At 69.6% G+C, this 14,377-nt stretch carries 11 protein-coding genes; 9 read left to right on the forward strand and 2 right to left on the reverse strand.

Annotation, left to right across the window (positions count from 1 at the left end; translation table 11 throughout):
- Positions 1–16: 16 nt before the first annotated feature.
- Positions 17–6,034 carry a hybrid sensor histidine kinase/response regulator gene (locus J2739_RS22920; protein ID WP_309905944.1) on the forward strand — a complete coding sequence of 2,006 codons (6,018 nt, stop codon included), beginning with the start codon at positions 17–19 and terminating at the stop codon, positions 6,032–6,034.
- A gap of 22 nt (positions 6,035–6,056) precedes the next feature.
- On the opposite strand, the gene J2739_RS22925 is transcribed toward J2739_RS22920, so the two are convergent.
- Positions 6,057–7,559: a cryptochrome/photolyase family protein gene (locus J2739_RS22925; protein ID WP_309905946.1), complete on the reverse strand. Its 1,503-nt coding sequence runs from the start codon at positions 7,557–7,559 to the stop codon at positions 6,057–6,059.
- Here J2739_RS22925 and J2739_RS22930 point away from each other — a divergent pair.
- The 8 genes from J2739_RS22930 to J2739_RS22965 all read left to right on the forward strand — a co-directional run bounded on the left by J2739_RS22930 (position 7,558) and on the right by J2739_RS22965 (position 13,231).
- The gene (locus tag J2739_RS22930; RefSeq protein ID WP_309905948.1) at positions 7,558–8,157 is read left to right on the forward strand and encodes a YqgE/AlgH family protein; all 600 of its coding nucleotides are present in this window, start codon (positions 7,558–7,560) and stop codon (positions 8,155–8,157) included. The two genes, J2739_RS22925 and J2739_RS22930, sit on opposite strands and share 2 nt — an antisense overlap.
- An 11-nt stretch (positions 8,158–8,168) precedes the next feature.
- Positions 8,169–8,591, forward strand: coding sequence for a Holliday junction resolvase RuvX (ruvX, locus tag J2739_RS22935; protein ID WP_309905950.1), 423 nt, complete (start codon positions 8,169–8,171; stop codon positions 8,589–8,591).
- Positions 8,592–8,701: 110 nt separating this feature from the next.
- Entirely contained in the window at positions 8,702–9,157 is a 456-nt protein-coding gene (gene pyrR, locus J2739_RS22940; RefSeq protein WP_309906134.1) for a bifunctional pyr operon transcriptional regulator/uracil phosphoribosyltransferase PyrR, read from the forward strand.
- On the forward strand, positions 9,157–10,119 hold the full coding sequence (locus tag J2739_RS22945) for an aspartate carbamoyltransferase catalytic subunit (RefSeq protein WP_309905952.1): 963 nt from the start codon (positions 9,157–9,159) through the stop codon (positions 10,117–10,119). The genes pyrR and J2739_RS22945 overlap by 1 nt, the downstream gene beginning before the upstream one ends.
- Positions 10,116–11,387, forward strand: coding sequence for a dihydroorotase (locus J2739_RS22950; protein ID WP_309905954.1), 1,272 nt, complete (start codon positions 10,116–10,118; stop codon positions 11,385–11,387). The genes J2739_RS22945 and J2739_RS22950 overlap by 4 nt, the downstream gene beginning before the upstream one ends.
- A 16-nt stretch (positions 11,388–11,403) precedes the next feature.
- The gene (locus J2739_RS22955) at positions 11,404–12,147 is read left to right on the forward strand and encodes a lysophospholipid acyltransferase family protein (RefSeq protein ID WP_309905955.1); all 744 of its coding nucleotides are present in this window, start codon (positions 11,404–11,406) and stop codon (positions 12,145–12,147) included.
- A gap of 230 nt (positions 12,148–12,377) precedes the next feature.
- Positions 12,378–12,887, forward strand: coding sequence for a hypothetical protein (locus J2739_RS22960; protein ID WP_309905957.1), 510 nt, complete (start codon positions 12,378–12,380; stop codon positions 12,885–12,887).
- A complete protein-coding gene (locus J2739_RS22965; protein ID WP_309905958.1) occupies positions 12,884–13,231 on the forward strand; it encodes a hypothetical protein in 348 nt (115 codons plus the stop codon). The genes J2739_RS22960 and J2739_RS22965 overlap by 4 nt, the downstream gene beginning before the upstream one ends.
- Before the next feature lie 36 nt (positions 13,232–13,267).
- On the opposite strand, the gene J2739_RS22970 is transcribed toward J2739_RS22965, so the two are convergent.
- Positions 13,268–14,350 carry an NUDIX domain-containing protein gene (locus J2739_RS22970; RefSeq protein ID WP_309905960.1) on the reverse strand — a complete coding sequence of 361 codons (1,083 nt, stop codon included), beginning with the start codon at positions 14,348–14,350 and terminating at the stop codon, positions 13,268–13,270.
- Positions 14,351–14,377: the final 27 nt, after the last annotated feature.

Consider the following 14,377-nt stretch of genomic DNA (forward strand, 5'->3'; position numbering starts at 1 on the left):
ACCCCGAGCACCCAACGTGTCGACCCAAAGCCCCGCCACCGCCCCGAAAGCCGGTCACGCGCCGGCCCATGAAGATCTCGGGCCGTTGGCCTGGGTGCTCGGAGAAATCCAGAAGTCGCTCGACAACGCCAGCAAGACGCTGAAGCGCTTCGCGCGCGAGGGCAGCGGCAGCGTCGAAGCCGACACCGCGCCCTTGCGCCTGGCGCGGCAGCAGCTGCACCAGGCCGTCGGCGCACTGCAGATGGTGGGGCACTCGGCGCCCGCGCTGGTACTGGGGGCGATGGAGTTCGCCGTCCAGAGCTTCGTCACCGAGCCGGCGCGCTGCACCGACGCCGCGGCCCAGAAGATCGACCGCGCGGGCTTCGCCGTCGCCGATTTCCTCAATGCGCTGCTGGCCGGCAAGACCGTGTCGTCGGTCGCGCTGTTCCCGCAGTACCGCGACGTGCTCGAGCTCGTGGGCAACGAGCGGGTGCATCCGGCCGATCTCTGGGACATGAACTGGCGCTGGGCCGAGATCAAGCCCTCGCCGACCCAGACCGCGATGGTGTACGACCCCGCGGTGCGCTCCAAGCTCGACCGCGAGGTGCTCAAGATCGTCAAGAACGGCGACGATCAGGCCGCCCGCCGGCTGCAGGCGCTGTGCCTGAGCCTGGGCCGGGGCGCCTCGGTGCCGCGCGTGGCCAGCTTCTGGACGCTGGCGGCCGGCTTCTTCGAGGCTCTGGCGCTGGCACTGATTCCCGCCGACGCCCACGTCAAGCGCGCAGCCTCGCGCGTGCTGCTGCAGTACGCCACCCTGGCGCGCGGCGACAACACCGTCTCCGACCGGCTCGGCCAGGACCTGCTGTTCTTCTGTGCGCAGGCCGTGCCCGGTCCGCGCGACGAGGCTGCCACGCTGCGCGCCGTGCGCGTGGCGTGGGGTGTGGCCAACGAGCAGAAGGTCGACTACACGATCGAGCAGTTCGGCCGCTTCGACCCCCAGGTGTTGATGCAGGCGCGCAAGCGGATCGAGACCGCCAAGGAGATGTGGTCGGCCCTCGCGGGGGGCGACGTCTCGCGCACGCGCCAGGTGGCCGACACCTTCGTGCAACTCGGCGAGTCGCTGCAGAAGCTGCATCCGCCCAGCCAGCCGATGGTGCAGGCCCTGAACAACGCGGTCGATGCCTCCATGCGCTCCGGCCGTCCGCCGGCGACCGAGCTGGCAATGGAGGTCGCGACCTCCGTGCTCTATCTCGAGGCGGCCTTCGAGGATCTCGATCCGCACGACCGCCAGCTGACGGCGCGGACCGTCCAGCTGGCCGGCCGTATCGAGCGCGCACGCGAAGGCGGTCGCTCGGAGCCGCTCGAGCCCTGGATGGAGGAGCTCTACCGCCGCGTGAGCGATCGCCAGACCATGGGCACCGTGGTCGGCGAGCTGCGCAGCCACCTCAGCGAGCTCGAGAAATCACTCGACCAGTTCTTCCGCCGCCCGACCGAGAAGGGCCTGCTGCGCACCGTGCCGACGCAGCTGCTGCAGATGAAGGGCGTGTTCTCGGTGCTCGGCCTCGACCAGGCCGCCCAGACCGTGCAGCGCATGCGCGAGAACGTCGACCGCCTGCTGGCGGAGGCCCCGTCCGCCGCCGATGCCGTGGACTTCGACGCACTGGGCAACAACCTGGGCGCGCTCGGCTTCCTGATCGACATGCTGAGCTACCAGCCGGCGCTGGCCAAGCGTCTGTTCATGTTCGACGCCGCAGCCGGCGAGCTCAAGCCGCTGATGGGTCGCCAGGCCGCCGAGGCGGCCGCAGCCGAGGTGGCCGCGCCCGTCTCCTTCGCCTCCGCTTCCGGACCGGTCTCCGTCACCGAGTCCGTGCTCAGCGTGGAGGAGGTCGATGCTCAGATTGCGGCCAAGCTCGCCGCGCTGGCGACGCCGTCGCGCAAGGTGCCGCCGCCCCCCATCGAGGAAGTCCGCCGCCCGTCCGCGAGCTGGACCGCCAAGATCACCGGCCCTGCGCCGCTGGAGGCGCTCCCCGACACGGAAGTGCGGGAGCTGGAGGAGGACGATCTCCAGAACATCTTCCTCGACGAGGCCCGCGAGGTGCTGCACAACGGCCTGGCCGCCGTCTCGGCGCTGGGCTCGCGACCGGACGACAACGGCGAGCTCACCGTGCTGCGCCGCGCTTTCCATACGCTCAAGGGCAGCTCACGCATGGTCGGGCTGATGGATTTCGGCGAAGCCGCCTGGTCCTTCGAGCAGGTGCTCAACACCTGGCTGGCCGACCAGCGTCCCGCGACGCCCGAGCTGCTCGCCGGCACGCGCCGCGCCCTGACCGACTTCGCGAAATGGGTCGAGGCCATCGCGGCCAACGAGCCCCATGGCTGGCAGTCCGCCCCCTTCTGCAGCGTGGCGGAGTCCCTGCGCACCGGCGAGCCGCTGGCGCCGCCCGCACCCGTGGCTGACGCCGATACCCTGTTCGCGGCAGCGCGCCACATCGCCGCCGAGGAGATCCAGGTCGAAGCCAAGGCGTCCCCGGGCGCGATGCCCGAGCCGCTGCCCCTGCCGGAGCTGCCCGATCTGGACCTGGGGCCCCTGACTTTCGATGCGCCCGAGGTGGTCACGCCACCGGCGGCCGAGCCCGAGTTCGCGAGCGCCGGGGCGCCGGAACAGCCTGCGGCCTCGGACGACGATTTCGCCGCGACCGATTTCCTGGACTTCGACAGCAGGCCCACGCCGCCGTCCGAAGAGCCGCAACTGCCGCCCGAGCTGGAAGAAATCGACTTCCTCGAAACCGCGCATGTCAGCATCGAGCCCGCATTGGCGATGCCGGCCGCCGAGGCGCCCGTCGCGCTGGAGCCTGATTCGCTTCCGGTGCCTCTGCTGAAAGAGGCGTCGGTCGAAGAGACCCCGTCCGAAGCCTTGCCGGAGCTCTCGCCGGAGCTGCGCCTCGACCCGGCGACCGAATCGCTGGCCGAGCCGCACGTCGAAGCGCCGGTCGAGCCGGAGTCGCAGGCGCTGGCCGCCGCGCCAGCGGCTGCGCCGGAGCCCGCGGCCGAGCCGCAGCCCGAAGCCGAAGCGGAAGCCAAGTTCGAAGCCGAAGCGCTCGCCGAGGCCCCCGGCGTTGCGGCGGCCGCCCCCTTCGACATGCTGCCCGCGCCGGGCGCCGACGACCAGGTCAAGGTCATCGGCCCGCTGCGCATCGGCATCGCGCTCTACAACGTCTATCTCGTCGAAGCCGACGAGTGGTCGCGGCAGCTCGCTCATGAAGTGGGCGAGTGGGCGCTCGAATCGAATCACCGCGTGCCCGAATCGACGATCAACCTGGCCCATTCGCTGGCAGGCAGTTCTTCCACCGTCGGCTTCCAGGGCCTGTCGGACATGGCGCGTTCCTTCGAGGCCGCGTTGACGCACCTGCACATGCAGGGCCGCGGCACGCCGGCGCAGGGCGCAGTACTGGTGGCGGCGGCTGACGAGCTGCGGCGCCTGCTGCATCAATTCGCGGCCGGCTTCCTCAAGGAACCCGCCGCCGCGACCCTGCAGGCGCTGCGCGAGGTGGCGGCGTCGCCCATGCCGCTCGAGATCGCCGAGACCGCCGCAGGCACCACCGTGGCCGCGCCGCGCACCGGTGCCGGCGACGTGGCGCTCGACGAGGGCGAGGACGCGATCGACGTGGCCGATGCCGTCGACGTCGACCTGTTCCCGATCTTCGAGGAGGAGGCGGCCGAGTTGCTGCCGCAGCTGGGCACCGCGCTGCGCGAATGGTCGCAGCATCTGGACGACCCGGCTCCGCGCGCCTCCACGCTGCGCACGCTGCACACGCTCAAGGGAAGCGCCCGGCTGGCCGGTGCCATGCGCCTGGGCGAGCGCGCCCACCGGATGGAGTCCGAGATCGAGTCCATCGGTGCCTCGGGGGCGGACCGTGCCGCCCTCGAACAGCTGCTGACGCGCTTCGATGCGCTGCAGGCGACCTTCGATGCGCTGCGCGAGGCCGACCATGCCATGCAGAGCGAGCTGGCACAGCGGGCGGTTGCCGCGCCGGCCCCGGCGCCTGTCGTCGAGGCGCGCGAAGCGCCGGAGGCGGACGCTTCCGTCGAGCAAGTCTCGCCCGCCGCCGGTGATGCGGCCGAAGAAGCGTCGCGCCTTGCGCTGCCGATGCCCTCGCCGTCGGCGCTCACGCCGCTGCGGCCGCTGTCCAGCCAGGCCGTGCGCATCCGCACCCACCTGCTCGACCGCCTGGTGGCGCAGGCCGGCGAGGTCATCATCACCCGCTCGCGCCTGGAGGCTGAACTCGGCCAGCTGCGCAGCTCGCTCGGCGACCTGACCGGCAACCTCGATCGCCTGCGCCAGCAGCTGCGCGACATCGAGGTGCAGGCCGAGAGCCAGATGCAGTCGCGTCTGGCCCAGGCCAAGGATTCGCAGCAAGGCTTCGATCCGCTCGAGTTCGACCGCTTCACGCGCGTGCAGGAACTCACGCGCATGATGGCCGAATCGGTCAACGACGTGGCGACGGTGCAGCGCACGCTGCAGAAGACCGTGCAGTCGACGGAAGACGACCTCAGCGCCCAGGCGCGCCAGACGCGGGAGCTGCAGCGCGGGCTGCTGCGCACGCGCATGGTGGAGTTCGAAGGCATTTCCGAGCGCCTCTACCGCGTCGTGCGGCAGGCCTCCAAGGACACTGGCAAGCAGGTGCGCCTGGACATCGTCGGCGGCACCATCGAGATGGACCGTGGCGTGCTGGACCGCATGACGCCCGCCTTCGAGCACCTGCTGCGCAATTGCGTCGCGCATGGCATCGAGGACGCGGCGACGCGCGAGCAGGCCGGCAAGGAGCCGAGCGGCCTGATCGCCATCGAGCTGCATCACGAGGGCAACGACGTCTCGGTCAGTTTCCGTGACGACGGCGCCGGGCTCAACCACGGGCGCATCCTGGAGCGCGCGCGTGCGCTCGGCCTGATCGCCGCGGACCACCATCCCACCGAAGACGAAACGGCGGAGCTGATCTTCACTCCCGGCTTCTCGACCGCCGAACAGGTTTCCGAATTGGCTGGCCGCGGGATCGGCATGGACGTGGTGCGCGCGCAGGTCGCGGCGCTCGGCGGTCGCATCGAGATCCAGAGCAAGCCGGGCGAGGGAACGCAGTTCAAGCTGGTGCTGCCGCTGACCACGGCCGTGACGCACGTGGTCATGCTGCGTGCCGGCGCCACGTCGATCGGCGTGCCATCGAACCTGGTGGAACTGGTGCAGCGCGCCGGTGCCTCCGACCTCGAGACCGCCTACCTGAACCAGCGCTATCCCTTCGGCGGCGAGCAGGTGCCCTTCTTCTGGGCCGGCGCACTGCTGCAGTCCTCCGCCCGCAGCGAGCGCGGGATCGCCAAGACCAACACCGTCGTCATCGTGCGAAGCGCGGCCCAGCGGGTGGCCCTGCATGTGGACGAAGTCCTGGGCAACCAGGAAGTGGTGGTCAAGAACCTCGGTCCGCAGCTCTCGCGCTTGCCGGGCATGGCCGGCATCTCGGTGCTGGCTTCCGGTGCGGTCGCGCTGATCTACAACCCCGTGGCCCTGGCCGCGGTGCATGGCGAGCAGGCGCGGCAGTTCCAGACCAGCGGCGCATCGGCCGCCGCCTCGGCGCGCGGTGCGGATGTCGTGGCAACCCCCGCGGCGCCACCGCAGATCCCGCTGGTGCTGGTGGTCGACGACTCGATCACCGTGCGCCGGGTCACGCAGCGCCTGCTGCAGCGCGAAGGCTACCGCGTGTCGTTGGCGGCCGATGGCCTGCAGGCGCTGGAGCGGCTGCAGCAGGAGCGGCCGGCGGTGGTGCTGTCGGACATCGAGATGCCGCGCATGGATGGCTTCGACCTCGCGCGCAACATCCGCGCCGACGCTTCGCTGGCCGGTCTGCCGATCATCATGATCACCTCGCGCATCGCGGAAAAGCACCACGACCATGCGCGCGCGCTGGGCGTCAACCACTACCTCGGCAAGCCCTACGCCGAAGACGAGCTGCTGCGTCTGGTACGCCACTACACCAGTGTCGAGACGCCGCAGGCCATGGCGGCCTGAGCGGTCCGGCGCGGGCGGCGCTTCAGGCGCCGCACTTCCTTCCACGCTTCGCCTCGCGCACCACGGCATAGCGCTGCAGCGTGCGCTCGCGCGCCTCGGCGTGGTCGACGATCGGCAACGGATAGTTGTCGCCTAGCCGCACCCCGGCCGCTTCCAGTTCCAACGGCGCCGCTGTCCACGGCGCGTGGATGCTCGCGCCGGGCAGCTTCGCGAGTTGAGGCAGGTAGCGGCGGATGAACTTCCCGTCCGGATCGAAGCGCTCGCTCTGGGTGACGGGGTTGAAGATCCGGAAATAGGGCTGTGCATCGCAGCCGCTGGAACTGGCCCATTGCCAGTTGCCATTGTTGGAAGCCAGCTCGAAGTCGTTGAGCTGCAGCGCGAAGTAGCGCTCGCCGCGCCGCCAGTCCAGGCCCAGGTCCTTGCACAGGAAGCTGGCCGCCACCATGCGCAGGCGGTTGTGCATGTAGCCGCTCTGGTCGATCTGCGCCATCGCGGCATCGACCAGCGGGTAGCCGGTGCGGCCGCGGCACCAGGCGTCGAAGAGCGTGTCCGCGTGCTTGCCGTGGTGCCACTGGATCCGGTCGTACTCCGGCCGGAAGCTCTTGCCTTCGCAGACCTGGGGGTGGTGCGCGAGGACCTGGAAGAAGAAGTCGCGCCAGATCAGTTCCCCCAGCCAGGTCGAGGCGCCGGCGTCGCCCTGCAGCGAAAGCTGGTGTGCCACGCCCGCCAGCTGCCGGACCGACACGGTGCCGAAACGCAAATGCACGCCGAGATAGCTGGGGCCGCGCACGGCCGGGTAGTCGCGGGTCTGGTGATAGCGGTCGACGCGCTGGAAGAAATCCTCGAAAAGCGCCGCGCCGCCCCGACTGCCAGTCGGGATCTCCAGCTCGGAGAGGTTGCTCTTTTCGAAGCCGATCTCCCCCAGCGCAGGCACCCGCGGACAGTCGTGGCGCGGGGCGGGCGCCAGCGCCTCGGCGTGGCTGCGCACGGGGTAGGGCTTCAGGTAGAAGCCATCCACTTTGCCGAGCCAGGCGCGCTTGTAGGCGCTGAAGACGGTGTAGGGCTGGCCGGTCTTCGTCAGCAACTCATCGCGCTCGAAGACCGCGTGGTCCTTGTAGGTGTGGAAGCTGATGCCGCCGTTGGCCAGCGCACCCAGGACCTTGGCGTCGCGCGCCAGCGCCTGGGGCTCGTCGTCGCGGTTTGCGAAGACCGCCTGCACCTCCAGGGCGCGCGCGAGCGGCGCGATCTCGTCCTCGGCCACCGCGTGGCGCACGATCAGCCCGCCGCCCAGGGCGCGCAGCTCGGCCGCCAGCTCGACCAGCGATTCGCGAATGAATTCCACGCGGCGGTCCGCCCGCGGCAACGCATCGAGGATCGCCCGGTCGAAGACGAAAACGCACAGCAGTTGCCGGCAGGCGCGCAGCGCGTGGTAGAGCGCCGCGTTGTCGTCCACCCGCAGGTCGCGGCGGAACCACATGAGACCCTTGGCGTAGGTCTTGTCGGCGGCCAGTAAAATCGGCGGCATGGCCTCCGATTCTGCCCCGATGAACCTCACGCATCACTTCCTGATCGCGATGCCGGGTCTGACGGACAAGGCCTTCAGCCGCAGCGTCGTCTACCTCTGCGAGCACAGCGAGCGCGGCGCGCTCGGCCTGGTGATCAACAAGCCCAGCGACATCAACCTCGGCGTGCTGTTCGAAAAGATCGAATTGCGCCTGGCGCGCCCCGAACTCGGCAGCGCGCCGGTGTTCCAAGGCGGCCCGGTGCAGACCGAGCGCGGTTTCGTGCTCCACGAGCCGGTGTTCGGGGAAGGCGAGAAGCCCAACGAGTCGGTCTACGCCTCGACCATGACGATTCCCGGCGGGCTGGAGATGACCACCTCCAAGGATGTGCTGGAGGCCCTGGCCACTGGCGCCGGGCCGCGCAAGGTGCTGGTCTCGCTGGGCTATGCCGCCTGGGGCGAGGGGCAGCTGGAGTCCGAACTGGCCGAGAACAGCTGGCTCACCGTGGGCGCCGACCCGGCGGTCATCTTCGACACGCCCATCGAGCAGCGCTACGACAAGGCCCTGTCGCTGCTCGGCCTGCAGGCCTGGACCCTGTCGCCGGACGCGGGGCACGCGTGAGGGGCGAGCCGATGCCCGACACCCCCGCCCCTCCTGCTTCCGTTCCTTCCCATTTCCAAAGCTTCCTGGCCTTCGACTTCGGGCAGAAGCGCACCGGCGTCGCGAGCGGCAACCGCTTGCTGCGAAGCGCGACGCCGCAAGCCACCATCCGGGCCGAGGGCGATGCCCGCTTCGCCCAGGTCGGTGCCCGCATCCGCGAGTGGCAGCCCGATGCGCTGGTGGTGGGCGTGCCCTACCACCCCGACGGCGCCCCGCACGACAACACCCGTGCCGCCCAGCGCTTCGCGCGCCAGCTGAAGGGACGCTTCGGGCTGCCGGTCTACGAGGTCGACGAGCGCTACAGCACGACCGAGGCCCTGGCCCAAGGCGCGCGCGATGCCGATGCGGCCTCGGCCTGCATCATCCTTGAACAGTTTCTGAGGAACCTCCCGTGAATGTCATTCCGAGCAACGAAGGGCCGCCCCGGGGGGCAAGCGCCCCCCCGACGGACCGCGAGCCCGCGCCGAGCGCCGAGGCCCTCGATGCCGAGGCGCTCTACCTCGAGCTGCTGCGCGGCGTCAAATCGCTGATGCGACCGGACACGCGCCTGGTCGGCGTCACCTCGGGCGGCGCCTGGCTGGTCGAGCGGCTGCAGAAGGACCTGGGGCTGTCCGGCTCACCCGGCATCATCTCGTCGGCCATGCACCGTGACGACTTCGCGCGCCGGGGCCTGGCCGCGACGGCACAGACCTCGCTGCCTTTCGATGTGAACGGCGCCGACGTGCTGCTGCTCGACGACGTGCTCTACACCGGCCGCACCATCCGCGCGGTGCTCAACGAGCTGTTCGACTTCGGCCGGCCGGGCTGCGTGCGGCTCGCGGTGCTGGTCGACCGCGGCGGGCGCGAGCTGCCGGTGGCAGCGGACTTCGCCGCGGCCAGGCTGGCGCTGCCGGCATCGCAATCGCTCGCTCTTGCACGTGACGAGCAGGGCGCCTTCAGCTTCCAGGTGGAGCAAGCCTGATGCTCTACAAGCGCAACCCACAACTCAACAAGAACGGCGAGCTGATCCACCTGCTCTCGATCGAGGGCCTGCCCAAGGCCATCGTCACCCAGATTCTCGACACCGCCGCCAACTTCACCAGCGTGAGCGACCGCGAGGTCAAGAAGGTGCCGCTGCTGCGCGGCAAGAGCGTCTTCAACCTCTTCTTCGAGAACTCGACGCGCACGCGCACCACTTTCGAGATCGCGGCCAAGCGGCTGTCGGCCGACGTGATCAACCTCGACATCGCGCGCTCCTCCGCGAGCAAGGGCGAGTCGCTGCTGGACACCATCGCCAACCTGAGCGCGATGGCGGCCGATCTGTTCGTGGTGCGGCACAGCGAGTCGGGCGCGCCCTACCTGATCGCGCAGCACGTGGCGCCGCACGTGCACGTGGTGAACGCCGGCGACGGCCGCCATGCGCACCCGACGCAGGGGCTGCTCGACATGTACACCATCCGCCACTTCAAGAAGGACTTCGCCAACCTCACGGTGGCGATCGTGGGCGACGTGCTGCACTCGCGCGTGGCCCGCTCCGACATCCATGCGCTCACCACCCTGGGCTGCGCGGAGGTGCGCGTGGTCGGCCCCAAGACGCTGGTGCCGGGCGACATGGCGCAGATGGGCGTGCGCGTGTGCCACACGCTCGAGGAAGGCATCAAGGACTGCGACGTGATCATCATGCTGCGGCTGCAGAACGAGCGCATGAGCGGGGCGCTGCTGCCTTCGTCGCAGGAATTCTTCAAGACCTACGGCCTGACGCCCGAGAAGCTGCAGCTCGCCAAGCCCGATGCGATCGTGATGCATCCGGGCCCGATCAATCGCGGGGTCGAGATCGATTCCGCGGTGGTCGACGGGCAGCAGAGCGTCATCCTGCCGCAGGTCACTTTCGGCATTGCAGTGCGAATGGCCGTCATGAGCATCGTGGCGGGTAACGAAGCATGAGAACCCTGATCATCAACGGTCGCGTGGTCGATCCGGCCACAGGCCTGGACAAGCAGGCCGATGTGGCCATTGCCGACGGCAAGGTGCTGGCCATCGGCAGCACGCCGGGCGATTTCGGCGCGGAGCGCACGCTCGATGCGCAAGGCTGCCTGGTCGTGCCCGGCCTGGTCGACCTGGCGGCGCGCCTGCGCGAGCCGGGCTACGAACACGAGCGCATGCTGCAGAGCGAAATGGCCGCGGCTGCCGCCGGCGGCGTGACCAGCCTGGTTTGCCCGCCTGATACCGACCCGGTGCTCGACGAGCCCGGCCTGGTCGAGATGCTCAAGTTCCGCGCCGAGAAGATGCGCAGTGCGCGCCTGTTCCCGCTGGGTGCGCTGACGCGCGGGCTGAAGGGCGAGGTGCTGACCGAAATGGCCGAGCTGACGGAGGCCGGCTGCATCGGCTTCAGCCAGGCCGATGTCCCGCTCCACAACACGCAGGTGCTGCAGCGCGCGTTGCTGTATGCCAGCACTTTCGGCTACACGGTCTGGCTGCGGCCGCAGGATCGCGATCTGGGCCAGGGCGTGGCCGCGAGCGGGCCGCTCGCCACGCGCCTCGGCCTGTCCGGCATCCCGGTGGCGGCCGAGACGATCGCGCTCTTCACCATCATCGAGCTGATGCGCGCCACCGGCGCACGCGTGCACCTGTGCCGCCTGTCGAGCGCCGCCGGCGTCGCACTGGTCCGCACGGCCAAGGCGGAGGGGCTGCCGCTCAGTTGCGATGTCAGCATCAACTCGCTGCACCTGGCCGATACCGACATCGGTTATTTCGACAGCCGTGCGCGGCTCAATCCGCCGCTGCGCCAGCAGCGCGACCGCGAGGCCCTTTCGGCGGCGCTGGCCGACGGCACCATCGACGCGCTGGTGTCCGACCACACGCCGGTGGAGGCCGATGCCAAGACCCTGCCCTTCGCCGAGAGCGAGCCGGGCGCCACCGGGCTCGAACTGCTGCTGCCGCTGGCCCTGCAGTGGGGCGAGCAAAGCGGCGCCGGGCTGGCGCGCGCGATCGAGGTCGTGAGCGCCGCGCCGGCGCGGCTGATCGGCGCCGCCGAAGCAGGGCGCCTTGCGCCGGGCGCGGCGGCCGATCTCTGCGTCGTCGATCCCACGCTCGAATGGCAGGTGTTGCCCGAGGCGCTGCGCAGCCAGGGCAAGCACACGCCCTTCGGCGGCTATGCGTTGCTCGGAAAGGCGCGGCATACGATGGTCGGCGGCCGGCTGGTCCACGGCTGAGGCCGCACGCCGCGCGATGCAGTCCTTGTCTGCGGTGCTGAAGCTGGTACGCGCGCTGGCCCATGCGCATCGCGGCTGGTGGACCATCCGCAGCAGGTTCCCCAAGCTTTCCCAGGCCGAGCGCGAGCAGGAGGTGCAGGCATGGGCGAAGCGGATGCTCGCGATCATGGGCATCCGCCTGGTGGTGCAGGGCACGCCGCCCGATGGAGGGCCGGTTCTGGTGGTGAGCAATCACGTGTCCTGGCTGGACATCCTCACGGTCCACGCAGCGCGGCACGTGCGCTTCGTCTCCAAGTCGAACGTGCAGCACTGGCCACTGATCGGCACCCTCGCCAACGGCGCCGGCACCCTCTACATCGAGCGCGAGCGCCGGCGCGATGCGCTGCGCGTCGTTCACAGCATGACCGAGGCGCTCAGCCGAGGCGATGTGATCGCGGTCTTTCCCGAGGGCACCACGGGCGACGGCAGCACCTTGCTGCCCTTCCATGCGAATCTGCTTCAGGCCGCGATTTCCTCCGGTGCCCCGGTGCAGCCCATGGCCCTGCGCTTCGCCGATGCAGCCAGCGGCACGACCAGCCTGGCGCCGCGCTACATCGACGACGACAACCTCGCCACCTCGCTCTGGCGGGTGCTGAAGGCGCCGCCGCTGGTCGCGATCGTTCGCTTCGGTGAACTCCAGCCCTCCTGGGGCCGCGACCGGCGCGCCTGGGCGCTGTCGCTGCATGCAGACGTGCAGGCCTTGTGGCGGAAGACGCACTGAATTCGAAACGCCCAAAAAAACAGCGCCCCGCAGGGCGCTGTGCAACGGCGCCAGGGGCGCCGGGGAGGAGGAAACTGTTGCGCAGGAAGGCCCCAGACACCTTGGGAGCCTTTTGGTTGGCAGTTGATACAGCTTAGACGTCAGCCCCGTGTTTCCTGCCGGAGAAGGCAATGCGCTCGCGTGGGTCCTGACCTACAACGTCATCAACGTGCCCGCGCTGCTTCGGTGCCGTGCAGCGCGTGGACGATTGCGCGTTCACGCGGGCCAGGGGCTGGGTAAATCTCACGAATTGTTGCGTCGAACTTTTCGAACGGTCTGAGGCCGGCACCATTCGCGCCTGTTCAGCGATTGGGCGACTCATGGACACCATTCTTCTGTTGATTGCCGTCAATTTTCTCGTCGTGCCTTTTCTGCAGGAGGCGGAGGCCCAAGGCCGCGAGCTCCGGCGCTTCCCCGGCCTCCTCCGAATCCTGCGCCTCTCGCATGTGCGCAGATCGAAATGGCTCCGTTCCTTCTGCGTCTTCGCGCTGTTCCTTCTGGCCATTGCTCTCTTCCGCGCACAAGGCGGACACGTGGACAGCCTGATCCTGGCGATCTACTTCGCCCTCATGCAGATCGTGCTGTGGTCGGTGGTCTTCCTGAGCGTGCGCAAGCAGGCCCGCACACCCTTCCATGCCGGAACGCCGGCCGACGAAGCGCTCGGCCGTCCCGTCGCCGCACTGCTGCCGCGCCGGACATGAAACCTCCCCGCGGATCGCGCGTGCCGGCATGCCGGGCGGTGCTTCTGCTGACGTTCGTCATGCTGGCCGGATGCCAGATCCACAGGGAGCCACGACCGCTCTCGTCCGAAGCGCCGCCACCGCCCACCTTCGTCGATGCGCCGTCGCGCTGCACCGCGGCGCGCGCCCGCTTCGGTCTGGGCCGGCGCATCACCGCCCCCCTGCTGGAAGAGATGCGCATGCGAAGCGGTGCACGCCGCGCGCATGCGGTGCTGGTGACGGAGCCGGAGACGCCCTTCGATGTCAACCGGCTGATCGTCGACATCGAGTCGAACGGCCGCATCGTCGGCGTGCGCTGCGCCTAGTCGGCGCCCGCCGAGCCGGATCGGCAGCAGGGCGCGTCAGGTGCCGATAAGGGGGCGCGGCAGCAGGCCCAGGAAATGGTCGAGCATCTGGAAGTGATCGTCCAGGAGCTGGTCCTCCAGCCCGGGCAGTGCCGCGATCGGCACCCACGCCACGGCGGCCGCGTCGTCGTCCGCGCGTATGCCAGGCAGCGCCTGCAGGTCGCCCAGGTCGAAGAAGTGGCCGTGGGTGATGGTGCGGCCGCGTTGGCTGCGATCAGGTCGATCGAACACCTCCGTGCTGGCGAGGCACGCGAGCAATTGGGCAGGGGGCAAATCCAGGTGCGTCTCTTCCTCGAGCTCGCGCAGCGCGGATTGCAAGGTTGTTTCGCGCGACTCCAGGAACCCGCCCGGCACCGCGTGCAGCCCCTTGCCGGGCGCATGGCCGCGGCGGATCAGCAACACGTGCCCGCTGCATTTGACGACGCAATCCACCGTCACCAGCACCACCGGATAGGGCGCCACCGACCAGGCAGCGTCGTGTTGGCGCAGGAGCTCCCATTCCTGGGCCAGTGACGCATGCAGGGGCGTCGCCATCCAGGAACGCACGAAGGCGAGCGTACCGGGCGGCAGTGCGCGTGCCAGCACCTCGGGCATCGCTTTCGCGCCGCCGAAGATTGCATCGCGAACCGTGGCCGCGCTCGCGCTGTGCACGCGCGGCTCGGTCTGCAGCGTCCACCCGTCGAAGCCGTGAAGGTAGTCGCGCGTGGCGTCCTTCACATGACCGATCAGCACCGTTCCGTCGGCCGATGCGGGCGCCGCGCCCTGTTCAGCGAGTGCCGCATCGATGGCCAGCCGCACTTCGGCGATCCAGCGTTCCTCGTCGAAGTGGTCGCGCATCGGCACGAAGTGCACGCGCGGCCGGTCGGCCTCGGCGAGCGTCAGGCGGATCATCTCTGCCCGCTCCTGCCAGGTGAACGGATTCCTCGGCGAGCGCGCCTGGAAGGCCGAGCCGATCACCACCACCACGCGCGCTGCCGACTCCAGCGCCTTGCGCAGCAGTGCGTGATGAGCGTTGTGGAAGGGCTGGAAGCGGCCGATGAAAACGGCGAGCTCGTGTTCTGAATGAGGTCGTGCAGTCATGAGAAAGGCGTGCGGGGTCCGTCATTC

Origin of the sequence: Variovorax soli (assembly GCF_031454625.1) — a bacterium.
Lineage (GTDB): Bacteria > Pseudomonadota > Gammaproteobacteria > Burkholderiales > Burkholderiaceae_C > Variovorax > Variovorax soli_A.